Raw genomic sequence first — 15142 nt, 5'->3', positions numbered from 1 at the left:
AGCGTCCCCGGTTATTCCCGATCTGGCCAGCAACACCGCTGGCAACAGTGCCATCCGCGGTGGTGACTCGCGCAGCCTGGTGGTGGCCGATGTCGGCGGCACCTTTGCCCGCCTGGCGCTGGCCGAGACCATGCCGGGGCAGACCCCGCGGCTTGGCAGCTACCGCACCTACGCCTGTGCCGATCATCCGAGCCTGGCCGCGATCCTGGCCGATTTCACCGCCAGCCTGGCGCAGCCGGTCGGTACGGCCGTGGTGGCCATCGCCGGGCTGCTCGATGGCGATGTGCTGATCAACGCCAACCTGCCGTGGACGGTCTCGCTGTCCACCACGCGGGCGCAGTCCGGCCTGCAGGAACTGCAGCTGATCAACGATTTCGAGGCAGTGGCGCTGGCCATTCCCTACCTGCAGGCCGACACGCTGGTGCCGTTGAACGGTGATGCGGACCCGGCGCAGGCGTTCCCCGCCCTGGTGCTGGGCGCGGGCACCGGCCTGGGCGCTGCGCTGCGCTTTGCCGATGGCGAGCGCCCGGTGCTGGCCAGCGAGATCGGCCACGCCGCACTGGGCGCCGGCAATGCGCTGGAGCTGCAGGTGCTGGGCAAGCTGCTGCAGCGCTGGCCGCATGTGGACAACGAGCGCGTGCTGTCCGGCAGTGGCCTGATGAACCTTTACCCGTGCCTGTGCGAGCTGCGGGGCGTGACGCCGCAGTGGACCAGCACCGAGGCCCTGATCGGTGCGGCCCGCAGCGGCGAGGATGCACTGGCGGTGGAAACCCTGCAGGTCTTCTGCGCGTGGCTGGGCAGCCTGGCCGGTGATGCGGCCATCGCCGTGGGTGCGCGCTCGGTGTACCTGGCCGGTGGCATCTCTGCCCACGTGCAGGATTTCCTTGCCGATGGCCGCTTCCGCGAGCGCTTCCTCAACAAGGGTGTATTGACCGACGTGCTGCGGCAGGTGCCGGTGTGGCGCGTCGAGCACGGCCAGCTGGGCGTGCTGGGCGCAGCCGTCTGGCACGCGGCGCGCAGGCCGGCATAGCAACCAAGAAGGCGGCTGGCAGCCTGCCGGCGGCGGATCGGACGACGGAGGCGAACATGGTGGATCGCAGGCAGTTCCTGCAGGCCGGAGCACTGGCCGCAGGCATGGCGGCAATGCCGGGCGTACAGGCACGCACGCAGGGCGGAGCGAAGGTCGTTTCAACCTGGGATTTCGGCGTCCCCGCCAACCAGGCGGCGTGGAAAGTGCTGGGCAGCGGCGGCAGTGCACTGGATGCGGTGGAAGCCGGCGCACGCTGGGCCGAGAGCGAGCTGTGCAACCCCACCGTCGGCCATTGCGGCAATCCTGATCGCGACGGCGTGCTGAGCCTGGACGCCAGCATCATGGATGGCGACGGCCGCTGCGGTGCGGTTGCCGCGTTGGTGGACATCCTGCACCCGGTGTCGGTGGCCCGCAAAGTGATGGAGAACAGCCCGCACGTGCTGCTGGTGGGCGAGGGCGCGCAGCAGTTCGCGGTGCAGCAGGGCTTCGAGCGCCAGCACCTGCTCACCCCGCAGGCCGAGGCGGCCTGGCGCGAGTGGCTGAAGACCGAGAAGTACCAGCCGCAGATCAACGCCGAACGCCGCGCCCTCCCCGGCAACAGTGACAACCACGACACCATCGGCATGCTGGCGCTGGACGCCAGGGGCAACCTCGCCGGTGCCTGCACCACCAGCGGCATGGCCTGGAAGCTGCACGGCCGGGTCGGCGACAGCCCGATCATCGGTGCCGGCCTGTACGTGGACAACGAGGTGGGCGCAGCCACGGCCTCGGGCGTGGGTGAAGAGATGATCCGCAATGCTGCGTCGTTCCTGGTGGTCGAGCTGATGCGCCAGGGACGCACGCCTGCACAGGCCTGCCGCGAGGCGATCGATCGGGTGGTGCGCAAGCGCCCTGAGGCCAGCAAAACGCTGCAGGTCTGCTTCCTGGCAATGAACAAGCAGGGCGAAGTGGGCGCGTACGCGCTGCATCGCGGCTTCGTCTACGCGGTGTGCGATGCGCAGCGCCAGGATGACCTGCGCGATTCGCCGTCGATCTACACGAGCACCCAGGCGTGAGCGCGCGCCTGGGGTTGGAAATCGCCAGCAACTCGGTGGCCTCGGCGCTTGCCGCGCAGGCCGGTGGTGCAGACCGCATCGAACTGTTCGACAACCTGGCCGAGGGCGGCACCACGCCGTCGTTTGCCAGCATCGCCATGGCCCGCGAGCGGCTGACCATTCCGCTGTTCGTGCTGGTGCGCCCGCGTGCCGGCGATTTCCATTACGACGCATTGGAAACCGAGCTGATGCTGCGTGACATCGCCCAGTGCCGCGCGCTCGGCTGCGATGGCGTGGTGGTCGGCGCACTGGATGCGCAGGGCGATATCGACCTGCCGTTGTGCCGTGAGCTGGTGCAGGCCGCCGGGCCGCTGCAGGTCACTTTCCACCGCGCGTTCGATGCCACCCGTGATCTGTCCGCGGCGCTGGAGCAGGTGGTCGGCCTGGGTTGCCAGCGGCTGCTGACGTCGGGCGGGCAGGTCAGCGCCGAGGCGGGCAGCAAGGTGCTGGCCTCGCTGGTGGACCAGGCCGCGGGCCGCATCAGTGTGATGGCGGGCGCGGGCCTGGTCCCGTCCAACGTGGCTACCGTGGCCCGGCAGACCGGCTGCACCGAACTGCACGCCTCGGCCAAGGGCCTGCGTCGCTCGGACATGCAGTTCCAGAACCCAGTGCTACGCGGGCTTGACCCGGATTGGAGCCAGACCAGCACCGCGACGGTGGCGGCATTGCGCAAGGCGCTGGACGCCGCGCGGTAACCCGGTTTTCTGTAGAGCCGAGCCGATGCTCGGCTGCTTTATGCGCAGAACAACAGCAGCCGAGCATGGGCTCGGCTCTACACGAAGAGCATTGGACGCGCTGTGTGTCGCATCCGGCCTGCGCCGATCCGGTGGCACAGCCCGTATGTGATTGAAAACCCATGCCGGCGGGACTTGCGCGTGGTGGCAATGGGGGGCATTGCCGACACTGGAGACAATGGCTCCTCGACGATGAACGCCACTGCATGCATTACCTGTTTCTGTTGTTGGTCATTCTGATGCCCATCAGTGCGAGCGGTGCCGGCCGCGCGTCTCCTGCGCCGTGGGTGTGGTTCGCTGCGGATGCTTCCAACCCGGCAGGCACCTCCGTGCCCGGCGTGGCGCTTGATCCCGAAGCGCGGGGGGCATTTGTCGATAGCCGCCCGTACGTCATCGGGAATCGCCATTTTCGGCTCATCTATCACGTCTTTGATTCGCGAGCTGCGAGTCCAATGGGGTTCTGTGGGGCTGGGCGCGAGATCTACCTGAGTGTCTACGATGTGGGCCAACTGGTGCCTGTTGAGCGCATCAGAACGTTGGTCAGCAGTTGCCTTCAATCGTTGTCGCTTGCGAGTCAGGAGACGGGGTGCGCAGGTAGCGAGTTCGACTTCTCGTCGGTTGTCCTGCTCGCTGACGAGCTGACCATTTCGTGGGCCGACACGGGGCAGGGCGGCGCGTTCAAACGCAGATATCTGATTCGGAATGGCCATTTCTTTCTGCAGGCCTCTACCGCTGAAGCAGAGTGAGTCAAGACTGCTGTCCAACACGTAGTGCTTGCCAAGCCGAGCATGGGCTCGGCTCTACATGGCCTGCGCGCGGTCGAGCACAACAAAGAACGGCAGCCACCTGTAAAAGCGTGGCTGCCGTGGAGGACCGTTGTTTGGAACCTTAGAACTTGTAGGTGGCGCCGAAGTAGATCTGTCGGCCCGAGTACAGGTTGGAGATCAGGCGGGACTGGGTGTCGTTGCCCAGGTAGATGCGCTGCTCGGACTTGGTGGCGTTTAGCACCGAGGCGGTGAAGGTCAGCGCTTCGGTGAAGTTGTAGGCCACGTTCAGATCCAGCTGGTCGTACGGTTCGGTGTACTGGGTCATGCCATTGACCAGGCCGCCGACCACCTCACCACGACGGTTGTACGACGCACGGGCCAGGAACCGGTCGGTTTCGTAGAACACCGTCAGGTTGGCCTGGTTCTTGGCGCTGCCCACCAGCGGCGATGCGCCGAGGTTCTCACCATTGAGCTCGATCGAGGCCAGGTTGGTGTCGTTGTAGGTGTAGTTGGCCTGCACGCCCAGGCCGAAATCGAAGGTGTACTGGCCGTACACTTCCACGCCCTGCGACACTGCGTCACGGCCGTTGGCCTGGGTGCTGTAGTTCTGCACCGTCACCATCTCGCCGCCGACTTCCATCTGCACGTCACGCACGATCGGCACGGTGAAGTTGCTGATGTCCTTGCGGAACAGGCCGACGCCGGCGACCGCGCCCGGCATGAAGTACCACTCCACGCCGAGGTCGTACTGGGTGGCCTTGAAGGCTTCGAGGTTCTTGTTGCTGCCGCTGCCTGCCCAGCCTTCGGTCGGTGCGCCGCCCGCAACGCGGCGGTCATTGACGTACTCCGGGCTGTAGTAGCTCAGGCTGCCCGGTGCGGCGATGCTGGTGTAGCTCGGGCGAGCCACGACCTTCGACGCTGCGCCACGCAGGACCAGGTTGTCGGTGATGTCCCAGGCGATGTTGAAGCTGGGCAGCACGTCGGTATAGGTGCGGTCCGAGCCGATCAGCTCGAAGCTCTTCTCGCGGGCCAGGTTGTCGGGCAGGCGCACGAAACCACTTTCGCAGCCGTAGGTGGGGTAGGCCGCTGCCGCCGGATCATCGCAGGACATCGGTGCGCCGGAGGCGTTGTCCAGGAAGTAGTCGTTGAAGCGTTCGATGGAATCGCTGGACTGGGCGAACTGCTCGGTACGCACCACGCGCACGCCGACGTTGCCGCGCAGGCGTTCGGTACGGAAGTTGGCCTGGAAGTAGCCCGAGTAGATCTTCTCGTTGACGTTGTAGACGAAGTCGTCCTCGACGCGGTTGTACGACTGGCCGTAGGTATTGTTCAGGTGGTCGATGTAGGCCGGGAAGTTGATGCCCGGGAACACGTTCGCGTTGAAGCCACCGGCGATGCCGCTGATCGGGTTGGACAGGAAGAAGCCCGGCTGGGCGATGCCGGCCGTGTTGTCGCAGCCCGCCTGGTAGCGGCTGTCGTAGTCGGTCGGGTCGGCGCCCTGGCACACCCAGTAGGTGTTGCCGGTGTTGCGGTGGACCTTGCCGTCACGGTACTTGGCGCCGAACTGGATCGAGTCCAGCCAGCCGCTTTCGAACATCTTGGTGACGTCGGCCTGGAAGTGGTTCTGCTTGACTTCGGTCTGCATCCACGACGAATCGGTCGAGCCGGTGTCGACCTCGGCGATGCCATTCATCAGCACCTCCTGCAGGTTCGGCGAGACGGTCAGCGTCGGCGTGCCGGTCAGGTCCCATGCGGTGTACTGGTTGCCGGACTCCCATACGCCGTTGACGCGGCGGCGCGGCTTGGCCGACATGCGGAAGTTCATCGACGGGCCACCCTCGGACCAGGTGCGGCCACCGCTGAAGGAGGCCTTCCACAGCGGGCTGATGTCCCAGTCGATGGTCAGGTCGGCCGTCTGCGACAGCGCCTTTTCGCGGCTGTAGCCACCGGTCAGCTGCGGGGTCGGAATGGTGCAGTCGTCCGGTCCCCAGCCACCCGGGGCCAGGCCGGCGGCGGCGGCTTCGTCTTCGCTGCAGTAGTAGGCCTTGCCCGGCAGCTTCTCGAACTGCGCACCGGTGACCACCGTGCCGCTGGGATCGAAGGTCAGGCCGTTGAGCAGGCGCCCGCCGGCCCAGTTGCCGTCACCGTTGTAGCGCGCCATGTTCCATTCGGGAACCTTCAGCATGTTCTGCGAATAATCGCCGTCCAGCTGGAAGCGGAAGTAGTTGGCGGTCAGGGTCAGGTTGTCGATCGGCTTGAACTGGAACGTCAGCTGGCCGCCCTTGCGCTCGCGCTTCTCTTCCTTCACGGCGAAGTTCACCGAGGTGGGCATGAAGAAGTCGCTGTAGTTGTGGCCGAACTGGTCGTTGAAGCCGGAGTTGCCCCACCAGTAGTTGATGCCGCCCTGGGTGAGGGCGTTGCCGTTGACATCACGCGCGTCGACGTCGGTGCCGTACCACTGGTAGTTCTCGGTGCTCACTTCCATGGTGCGGCTGGTGCGCTTCTGCTGGGTCACGCCGACCAGCACGCCGAAGCGCTCGTCCTTGCTGTGCCAGGAGTACAGCGCCGACGCCTGCGGGTCGACGTCCTGGTGGGTATCGGACGAGACGCCTTCCAGGGTGACGTAGCCGGAGTTGGATTCCATCTCCAGCGGGCGGCGGGTGTGCAGGATGACCGTGCCGCCGATGCCGCCTTCGTCGATGCGTGCTTCCGGCGACTTGAACAGCTCTGCGCTGGACAGCATGTTCGACGGCAGCAGGGTGTAGTTGAACGAACGGCTGGCCTCGTCATTGGTTTCGGAGGTGGCGATGTAGTTGCCGTTCAACTGGGTCAGGGTGAGATCCGGATCGAGGCCACGCACGCTGACGCTCTTGCCTTCGCCGCCGTCGCGGGTGATGACCACGCCTGGCACGCGCTGCAGCGAATCGGCGACGTTCTTGTCAGGGAACTTGCCAACGTCTTCGGCGGTGATCACTTCAACCACGGCATTGGCGTCGCGCTTCTGCTGCAGGCTCTTCTCGATGGCGTAGCGGTAGCCGGTGACCTGGACGCTGTCCAGGGTGGTGGCATCACTGCTGCCGGTGGTCGGCTGTGCGGTGGCCTGCTGGGCAGCGGCGCCGAGGGGCGCGACGGCTGCGGCCAGTGCCAGCGCGACGGCGAGCGACAACGTGTCGCGGCCGTGCGTACGAGTTGAATGCTTGATTGCCATCTCTCCCTCTCTCCTGGATTGATCCGGTGACTGACGCGGAACTTGAATCGATCTAATGTGTGATGCCGATTTTGCTTGAGCCGCGCGGCTGCCTGGTGCGGCGCGCTGGTGCTCGGGTACGTACTTGTTCCGGTCTCCAACGCCGGGCCATCCCCTGAATCCGCTTGGATCGATCTAAGCGATGGCGGGGCGATTTTTAGCATGGCTGGAGGGGTTGCGCATGCTGCTGCGCAATATTGCAGTGACGTGTCTGCCGAATGATGATTCGCTGAAATGCGCTGGAATCGTTTACATGCGCAAAAAGGGGAGGGGGTTCGGCAGGGCTTGCAGCCCTGCACCAGCTTCAAACAACGTCAACATCAAAAGCGGCTCTGGGTTGCTGCTGGTTGGGCGGGGCGGTGTGGGCTGGCAGGACACGCCGTAAACCCCCCTCCGGGGTCCGGCCCACCCGCTGGCGGCTGTGCGTTCGGGCGCTTGCGAAGCGGTGCTTCGCAAGCAAAGCGCCCTCACCCCTGGGGGCTCGATGGCGCCATCCATGGCGCCAACGGTCCTGCCAGCCCACACCGCCCCGCCTCCGACAGGTTCACGCGGCTGTTGGTGGGTGCCGACCGTTGGTCGGCACGTCTGTCAGATATCGATATCCAACCTCGTGCCGACCAACGGTCGGCACCCACCACCATCAGCAGCAGCTTCCGACAGCCGCGGGAAACTGTCGAAGGCGGGGTGGGGCCGGTTGAGGGGGCGTGAGCGGCATGGATGCCGCGACCGAGCCTACATGGACGTATTTACGGCGTCCCCCTCAACCGGACCCACCCCGCCAACCCACGGGATGCAGGCCTTTGAAGTTGACGTTGCCCTGGCTCGCAGCAGGTGCAGGGCTGCAAGCCCTGCCACGAAATCCCCCCTCTTTGCTGCGGCGCAGAATGCATGGATGGGCGCTGCCTGCTTTACTTCAATCGATCTAAATCCGCCGGGGTGCGGATTTGTACCGATGGAAACGAGGAGTTCGGCCCACCGTGGCCGGCGCCCCGCTGCCGCCCTGCCGCCAAGGAGTCCTGTCCGTGACCAGGTTGTCCCGCCGTCTGTCTGCCCGCCGCTCGCCGGCCCTGTCCCATCGCCCACTGGCGCGCGTCGCCTGCCTGCTGGCATTGGCCGTCACGCCCTGGCTGCAGGCTGCACCGGCCGCGCTGGAGCGTGAGGTCAATACCTTCATCGGCAGCAAGGATGACGGCAACACCTTCCCCGGCGCCTCGGCCCCGTTCGGCCTGATCCAGGTCAGCCCGATCGGCAGCCACTATTCCGGCTGGCGCTACGACGACGAAAAGATCCGCGGCTTCGGCCATTCGTTCCTGTCCGGCGCCGGCTGCTGGGAGCAGGGCGGCCAGGTCTCGATCCTGCCGGTCACCGGCAGCATCGGCCCGGGCGGCGATTTCGATACCGGCAACCCCAAGCAGTTCGACCACAAGGCCTACGCCTCGGCCTACACGCATGATGGCGAGGTCGGCCAGGCCGGCTACTACAAGGTGCGGCTGACCAGCTACGGCGGCATCGACGCCGAAGCCACCGCACGTACCCGCGCCGCAGCCGAGCGCTACACCTTCAGCCAGCGCAGTGGCGATGGCCACGTCATGATCAACGTCGGCCAGGCCAACGAGCGCCACTCGGTCATCGGCAGCGTGGTCGATGTGGTCGGCGACCGCGTGGTGGAAGGCAAGCTGGTCACCAAGAGCTTCTGCGGTGGCCACCAGTACACCACCTGGTTCCGCGTCGAGTTCGACCGTCCGTTCAAGGCGCATGGCACCTGGGGCGAAACCGGTGGCCTGCCCAACGCGCGGCACAGCATGGAAGGCGAGCAGAAGCCGAATGGCGCCTGGCTCACCTTCGACCTGGCCAAGGGCCAGTCGGTCACTGCGGTGAGTGCGATCTCGCACGTCGATGCAGAAGGCGCACGTACCAACCTGCGCGCCGAGGGCATGCAGGGTGGGGCGCTGATCGGTTTCGACAGGATGCGTTCGCTGTCCCAGCAGGCCTGGCGCGAGCAGCTGGCGCGGGTGCGCGTGCAGGGCGGCAACGGCGATGACCGCACGGTCTTCTACAGCGCGATGTACCACGCGCTGCTGCAGCCGCTGACCGGCAGCGATGCCGATGGCCGCTACCGGGGTTACGACGATGGCATCCACCGCGCCGATGGCTGGACCTACTACGAGTACTTCTCGCTGTGGGATACCTACCGTGCGCAGAACCAGTGGCTGGCGCTGACCCGCCCGGACGTGGCCCGCGACATCGGCCGCACCCTGCTGGCCATCGACGAGCAGGGCGGCTGGCTGCCGCGCTGGGGCTACGCCAACTTCGAAACCAACATCATGACCGGCGACCCGGTCACGCCCTTCATGGTCGACCTGTGGCGCTTCGGTGCGCTCAAGCGCCGTGAATCGCAGGCTTGGGATGCGCTGCGCCGCAACGCCTTCGGTACGCCGCCGCTGAACTCGCGCATGGCCGGCCGCTCGGGCAACCCGACCTACCTGGACAAGGGCTACGTGGTCTATGACCGCGCGTTCCCGTCCAAGGGCATGGACGTCGATCCGCACCACGGCGGTTCGGCAACGCTGGAGTACGCCGTTGCCGATTGCGCGCTGTCGCAGATGGCCGATGGCCTGGGCCATGCCCAGGATGCGGTGACGCTGCGCGAGCGCGGCCGCAACTGGCGCAAGGTGTGGGACCCGCAGGTGCGTGATGCCGAAACCGGCTTCACCGGTTTCCCGCGCCCGCGCACCGAAGACGGCCAGTGGTACACCCCGGCCGACGGCCATTACAGCCCGCGCTCGCACCACGGGTTCCATGAAGGCACCGCGTGGCAGTACCAGTGGCTGGCGCAGCAGGACGTGCCGGGCCTGGTGGAAGCGATGGATGGCCGCGAACAGGCCGGCCGCCGCCTGGATGCGTTCTTCGCGATGGACGCGCTGCAGGCCGACCCGCTCAACGCCGCCCGCAAGGAGTGGGTGGTCGGCCCGTACAGCTATTACAACCAGTTCCGCTACAACCCCAACAACGAGCCGGACCTGCACTCGCCGTGGCTGTACACGCTGATCGGCCAGCCGTGGAAGACCGCCGCCGTGGTGCGTGCCGCGCAGCAGCTGTTCACCAATGCGCCCAACGGCGTGACCGGCAACGATGACCTGGGCACGATGTCGGCCTGGTACCTGTTCAGCGCCATCGGTGTGTACCCGGCGGTGCCGGGCAGCGGTGAGTTCCTGCTGCACACGCCGCGCTTTGCCAAGGTGGAAGTGGACATGGGCAACGGCCGCACCCTGCGCATCGACGCACCGGGCGCCGACGGCCGCCGCCTGCAGTACGTGCAGGGCGTGCAGGTCGATGGCCAGGCCCATGCGCCGGTGTGGCTGGACTGGAACCGCCTGCAGCAGGGCCCGCGCGTGCGTTTCGCCCTGGACGGCCAGGCGCCGACGCAGGGCTGGGGCACCGCGGTGGCCGATCTGCCGGTCTCCTGGTGCGCTGCACCAGGCAGCCAGCTGCGATGATCGGTGCTGTGCCGTTCGAGGCAACCCAGCGAACGGCACGGCACGACAGCGTCACGATCCATTAGGCTTGAGGCTCAAGCGGAGTCCGGGAAGACGATGAACGACAACGGCGGCAGTTCCAGCAAGCGTTCCGGCAAGGCGGTGACGGTGACCGACATCGCCCGTGCCATCGGCGTTTCGCGCGCGACCGTGTCGCTGGTGCTGCGCGGCAGCCCGCTGGTCAACGTCGATACCCGGGCCAAGGTCGAGGCCGAACTGCGCCGCCAGCGTTATGTCTACAACCGTGCCGCGGCCAATCTGCGCCGGCGCACCTCGTCGAGCATCGCGCTGGTCATCAACGATCTGTCCAACCCGTTCTTCGCCGAATTCGCCTCCGGGGTGGACGAGGCGCTGGGCGGGCGCGGCTACGTCACCCTGCTGGGCAGCACCGGCGAATCGCCCGAGCGCCAGCAGGCCGTGCTGTCCACACTGATGGAACACACCCCGGCTGGCCTGATCCTGTCGCCGGCCGAGGGCAGCGATGCCACCCTGGTACGCCAGGCGCTGGGCGCCAACGCCAACGTGCTGCTGTTCAACCGCGAACTGGACGGTGCCGACTGGGACTTCCTGACCCTGGACAACCAGCACGGCGCTTACCTGGCCACCCGGCACCTGATCGAGCGCGGCCATCGCCAGATCGCGTTCTTCGGCGGCCATGCCGATTCCAGCTCGTGCCACCAGCGTCGCGCCGGTTTCCAGCAGGCCCTCGCCGAGGCCGGGCTGACGCTCCCGCCAGGCTGGATGATCGAATCGGCGCCGAACCGCCTGGAAGCCGCTGCGCGCACCGACGAACTGTTCGTCGATGGCCACCGGCCGAGTGCAGCAGTCTGCTACAACGACACCGTCGCGCTGGGGCTGATGCTGGGCCTGAACTCGCGCGGCATCCGCCCCGGTGGCGATTTCGCAGTCACCGGCTTCGATGACATTTCCGAAGCCTCCGTGGCGGTGCCGCCGCTGACCACCCTCACCGCCGACCCGCGCGAGCGCGGCCGGCAGGCGGCCGCACTGCTGCTGCAGCGCCTGGACGATCCGGATGCACCGCCACGGCGCACCGTCGCCCCGGTGCAGCTGCGCATCCGCGAAAGCAGCGCCGCCCGACCCAACTGATTCCCTTCAACGCACACTCCTTCCACGCAACAACGACCTTCCGCGCATCGAGGCGCGAACCGCATGCCGATCTCCGCAACGCCCCGCCCATCGGGTTCCCCCGGCAACGCACCGGCCGTCACCAACGGCAAGGCACTGGCCGTGGTCACCACCATCTTCTTCATGTGGGGCTTTCTTACCTGCCTCAATGACATCCTGATCCCGCACCTGAAGGCGGTGTTCGAGCTGAACTATGCCAAGGCGATGCTGGTGCAGTTCACCTTCTTCGGCACCTACTTCCTGATGTCGCTGCCGGCAGGCCGCCTGGTGGCGGCGCTGGGCTACAAGAAGGGCATCGTGGCCGGCCTGGTGATCGCCGGCATCGGCGCGCTGGGCTTCTGGCCGGCGGCAGAGCTGCGCGAATATGGCGCGTTCCTGGGTGCGTTGTTCGTGCTGGCTACCGGCATCACCGTGCTGCAGGTCGCCGCCAACCCCTATGTGGCGCTGCTGGGTCCGGAACAGACCAGCTCCAGCCGCCTGACCCTGGCCCAGGCGCTGAATTCGCTGGGCACGGCCATCGCGCCGATCTTCGGCGGCATGCTGATCCTGTCCAACACGGTCAAGAGCGCCGATGAACTGAAAGCGCTGCCGGTTGCCGAACAGCTGGCCTACCGCACCGCCGAAGCACAGGCCGTGCAGGGCCCGTACGTGGGCCTGGCGGTGGCGCTGGTGCTGCTGGCGCTGTTCGTGTTCCTGTTCCGCCTGCCGGCGCTGAGCGATGCGACCGAACAGGCCGACCAGGGCCATCACCACAGCTACTTCGATGCACTGCGCAAGCGCCACCTGCTGCTGGGCGTGCTGGGCATCTTCTTCTACGTCGGTGCGGAAGTGTCGATCGGCAGCTTCCTGGTCAACTACCTGTCGATGCCGAGCATCGGCGGTTTCAGCGAACAGCAGGCGACCCACTACGTGTCGGCCTACTGGACGATGGCGATGGTCGGCCGCTTTGCCGGCTCGGCCCTGCTGGCGCGCTTCTCGCCCAGCCGCCTGCTGGCGATCTTCGCGCTGGTCAACGTGGGCCTGCTGGCAACGACGATGATGACCTCCGGCAGCGTCGCGCTGTACTCGGTGGTGGCGATCGGCCTGTTCAACTCGATCATGTTCCCGACCATCTTCGCGCTCAGCATCGAGCGCCTGGGTCCGCTGACCAACAAGGGCTCCAGCCTGCTGATCATGGCCATCGTCGGCGGTGCCGTGGTGCCGTACCTGCAGGGCGTCCTGGCTGACCACATCGGGGTCCAGGCCAGCTTCATCCTGCCGCTGCTGTGCTACGGCTACATCATTTTCTACGGTCTGGTCGGCGCGCGTACGCCGGCCTCCGCAACGCAGGGAGGCTGAGTCCAGAATGGGTGCCATTGTCTGCTTCGGCGAAATTTTGATCGATCTACTAGCGCAGCCGCCGGCTTCGGCCGACACCCCGCGCGCGTTCCTGCAGTACGCCGGCGGTGCGCCGGCCAACGTGGCCGTGGCCGCGGCGCGGCTGGGTGCGAAGACCCAGTTCGTGGGCATGCTCGGCCGCGACATGTTCGGTGACTTCCTGGCCGAGAGCCTGGTCGAGCACGGCGTGGGTACCGACTACATCGTGCGTACCGATGCGGCCAAGACCGCGCTGGCCTTCGTCGCGCTGGATGCCGCAGGTGAGCGCAGCTTCAGCTTCTACCGCCCGCCGGCGGCGGACCTGCTGTTCCGTGACAGCGATTTCCAGGCCGCGTGCCTGGACAACGCGCAGTGCTTCCACGTCTGTTCCAACAGCCTGACCGAAGCGGCCATTGCCGAGGCGACCTTCGCCGGCATGGACCGCGCCCGCGCCGCCGGCGCGGTGGTCAGCCTGGACCTCAACCTGCGCCCGGCGCTGTGGCCGGCCGATGTCGATCCGACGCCGTGGCTGTGGCAGGCGCTGGAGCGCGCCGATCTGGTCAAGCTCTCGCGCGAGGAACTGGACTTCCTGGCCGCGCCGCACGGTGCCGAGGGCGACCAGATCGTCCTGCAGCGCCTGCTGGCTGCGCAGGCACGCTGGGTCATCGTCACCGATGGCGCCGCCACGCTGCACTGGTACACCCGTGAGCAGCAGGGCCAGGTCACCAGCTTCAACGTGGCCACGGTCGATACCACCGCCGCCGGCGATGCGTTCGTCGGTGGCGTGCTGGTCGGCCTGCTGGAGCGGGGCGGGGCCGGTGCGGGCTTCGCCGCGTTCTGCCAGGACCCGCAGGCCATCGCTGCCACGTTGCGCTTCGGCGCTGCGGTCGGCGCACTGGCCGTTACCCGCAAGGGCGCGTTCGCCGCGATGCCCTCGCTCGATGAAGTGCAGCAGCTGCTGCAGGCACAGGACCTTCCCGCATGAGCACCTCGCCCGATTTCCGTTCGCCCGCGTTCCTGCGTGCACACATCGCCGACACGATGGCGTTCTACCACCCGCGCTGCATCGATCCGAACGGCGGTTTCTTCCACTACTTCCGTGATGACGGCAGCATCTACGATACCAGCCACCGCCACCTGGTGAGCAGCACGCGTTTTGTCTTCAACTATGCGATGGCCTACCGCGAATTCGGCAATGCCGAGTACCGCGAGGCGGTCGAGCACGGCGTGCGCTACCTGCGCGAGGTACACCGCAACCCGGCCACCGGCGGCTATGCCTGGACCCTGCGCGACGGCAAGGTCGAGGACGACATGAACCACTGCTACGGCGTGGCCTTCGTGCTGCTGGCCTACAGCTGTGCGCTGAAGGCCGGTGTCGAGCAGGCCCGCACGTGGATGGACGAAACCTGGCAGCTGCTGGAAGCACGCTTCTGGGAGCCGCAGCACGGCCTGTACAAGGACGAAGCCGATGGCCAGTGGAACTTCACCGGCTACCGCGGGCAGAACGCCAACATGCACATGTGCGAGGCGATGCTGGCCGCCTTCGAGGCCAGTGGCGAGCAGCGCTATGTCGAGCGCGCGCTGCAGCTGGCCGACAACATGACCCGCCGCCAGGCCGCCAAGGCCGGCGGGCTGGTCTGGGAACACTATGACGTGAACTGGGAGATCGACTGGGATTACAACCTGGACAATCCCAAGCACCTGTTCCGCCCGTGGGGTTTCCAGCCCGGCCACCAGACCGAGTGGGCCAAGCTGCTGCTGATCCTTGACCGCCACGTGCAGGCCGACTGGCTGGTGCCGACCGCGCAGCATCTGTTCGACGTGGCCGTCGAGCGCAGCTGGGACGAGGCACGCGGTGGCCTGTACTACGGCTTCGCGCCGGAGTCGCGCCGCCAGCCGGGCATGGACGGCGCGCCGATCGGCGGCGACAGCTTCGTCTGCGACGACGACAAGTACTTCTGGGTGCAGGCTGAGACGCTGGCCACCGCGGCGCTGATGGCCAAGCGCACCGGCGATGACCGCTACTGGCAGTGGTACGAGCGCATCTGGGCGTATTCGTGGGAGGACTTCGTCGACCACCAGTACGGCGCCTGGTTCCGCATCCTCGATGCCGACAATCGCAAGTACAGCGATGAGAAGAGCCCGGCCGGCAAGGTGGATTACCACACCATGGGCGCGTGCTACGAAGTGTTGAACGTCGTTCGTTGAGGCACGTTTCGCCGAACGCATGAC

Annotated in this window: 11 protein-coding genes; 10 read left to right on the top strand and 1 reads right to left on the bottom strand. The window is 66.7% G+C overall.

What is annotated here, in order from left to right:
- Window positions 1-22 precede the first annotated feature (22 nt).
- The 4 genes from QMZ26_RS02935 (at window position 23) to QMZ26_RS02920 (ending at window position 3604) form a co-directional block, all read left to right on the top strand.
- Entirely contained in the window at window positions 23-1030 is a 1008-nt protein-coding gene (locus QMZ26_RS02935; protein WP_192851844.1) for a glucokinase, read from the top strand.
- A gap of 56 nt (window positions 1031-1086) precedes the next feature.
- On the top strand, window positions 1087-2085 hold the full coding sequence (locus QMZ26_RS02930; RefSeq protein WP_283220527.1) for a N(4)-(beta-N-acetylglucosaminyl)-L-asparaginase: 999 nt from the start codon (window positions 1087-1089) through the stop codon (window positions 2083-2085).
- A complete protein-coding gene (locus QMZ26_RS02925; RefSeq protein WP_283220526.1) occupies window positions 2082-2819 on the top strand; it encodes a copper homeostasis protein CutC in 738 nt (245 codons plus the stop codon). Before QMZ26_RS02930 ends, QMZ26_RS02925 begins: the two co-directional genes overlap by 4 nt.
- A 245-nt stretch (window positions 2820-3064) precedes the next feature.
- Window positions 3065-3604, top strand: coding sequence for a hypothetical protein (locus tag QMZ26_RS02920; protein WP_283220525.1), 540 nt, complete (start codon window positions 3065-3067; stop codon window positions 3602-3604).
- A gap of 142 nt (window positions 3605-3746) precedes the next feature.
- On the opposite strand, the gene QMZ26_RS02915 is transcribed toward QMZ26_RS02920, so the two are convergent.
- Entirely contained in the window at window positions 3747-6833 is a 3087-nt protein-coding gene (locus tag QMZ26_RS02915) for a TonB-dependent receptor (RefSeq protein ID WP_283220524.1), read from the bottom strand.
- Between the two features lie 220 nt (window positions 6834-7053).
- Between QMZ26_RS02915 and QMZ26_RS02910 the strand changes: the two genes are divergently transcribed.
- From QMZ26_RS02910 to QMZ26_RS02885, 6 genes are all read left to right on the top strand, one after another.
- Complete coding sequence (locus tag QMZ26_RS02910; protein ID WP_283220523.1) at window positions 7054-7257, top strand: hypothetical protein; 204 nt, start codon at window positions 7054-7056, stop codon at window positions 7255-7257.
- Window positions 7258-7915: 658 nt separating this feature from the next.
- Window positions 7916-10369: a GH92 family glycosyl hydrolase gene (locus QMZ26_RS02905; RefSeq protein ID WP_283220628.1), complete on the top strand. Its 2454-nt coding sequence runs from the start codon at window positions 7916-7918 to the stop codon at window positions 10367-10369.
- Window positions 10370-10465: 96 nt separating this feature from the next.
- Entirely contained in the window at window positions 10466-11515 is a 1050-nt protein-coding gene (locus QMZ26_RS02900) for a LacI family DNA-binding transcriptional regulator (RefSeq protein WP_079221715.1), read from the top strand.
- 63 nt (window positions 11516-11578) lie between these two features.
- Window positions 11579-12892, top strand: coding sequence for an L-fucose:H+ symporter permease (gene fucP, locus QMZ26_RS02895; RefSeq protein WP_283220522.1), 1314 nt, complete (start codon window positions 11579-11581; stop codon window positions 12890-12892).
- A 7-nt stretch (window positions 12893-12899) separates the two neighbouring features.
- The gene (locus tag QMZ26_RS02890) at window positions 12900-13895 is read left to right on the top strand and encodes a carbohydrate kinase (protein ID WP_079221717.1); all 996 of its coding nucleotides are present in this window, start codon (window positions 12900-12902) and stop codon (window positions 13893-13895) included.
- Window positions 13892-15118, top strand: coding sequence for an AGE family epimerase/isomerase (locus QMZ26_RS02885; RefSeq protein ID WP_283220521.1), 1227 nt, complete (start codon window positions 13892-13894; stop codon window positions 15116-15118). Before QMZ26_RS02890 ends, QMZ26_RS02885 begins: the two co-directional genes overlap by 4 nt.
- Window positions 15119-15142 lie beyond the last annotated feature (24 nt).

It is taken from the genome of Stenotrophomonas sp. PFBMAA-4, assembly GCF_030053215.1.
In the GTDB taxonomy this organism is placed as follows: domain Bacteria; phylum Pseudomonadota; class Gammaproteobacteria; order Xanthomonadales; family Xanthomonadaceae; genus Stenotrophomonas.
Note: the sequence above shows the minus strand (reverse complement) of the source record. Positions and strands in the feature narration are given on the sequence as shown.

Excerpts from the sequence above, each read along its gene's own strand:
- QMZ26_RS02930 (WP_283220527.1), top strand. The coding sequence starts at position 1,087 with ATGGTGGATCGCAGGCAGTTCCTGCAGGCCGGAGCACTGGCCGCAGGC.
- QMZ26_RS02920 (WP_283220525.1), top strand. The coding sequence starts at position 3,065 with ATGCATTACCTGTTTCTGTTGTTGGTCATTCTGATGCCCATCAGTGCG.
- QMZ26_RS02915 (WP_283220524.1), bottom strand. The coding sequence starts at position 6,833 with ATGGCAATCAAGCATTCAACTCGTACGCACGGCCGCGACACGTTGTCG.
- QMZ26_RS02910 (WP_283220523.1), top strand. The coding sequence starts at position 7,054 with ATGCTGCTGCGCAATATTGCAGTGACGTGTCTGCCGAATGATGATTCG.
- QMZ26_RS02900 (WP_079221715.1), top strand. The coding sequence starts at position 10,466 with ATGAACGACAACGGCGGCAGTTCCAGCAAGCGTTCCGGCAAGGCGGTG.
- fucP (WP_283220522.1), top strand. The coding sequence starts at position 11,579 with ATGCCGATCTCCGCAACGCCCCGCCCATCGGGTTCCCCCGGCAACGCA.
- QMZ26_RS02890 (WP_079221717.1), top strand. The coding sequence starts at position 12,900 with ATGGGTGCCATTGTCTGCTTCGGCGAAATTTTGATCGATCTACTAGCG.
- QMZ26_RS02885 (WP_283220521.1), top strand. The coding sequence starts at position 13,892 with ATGAGCACCTCGCCCGATTTCCGTTCGCCCGCGTTCCTGCGTGCACAC.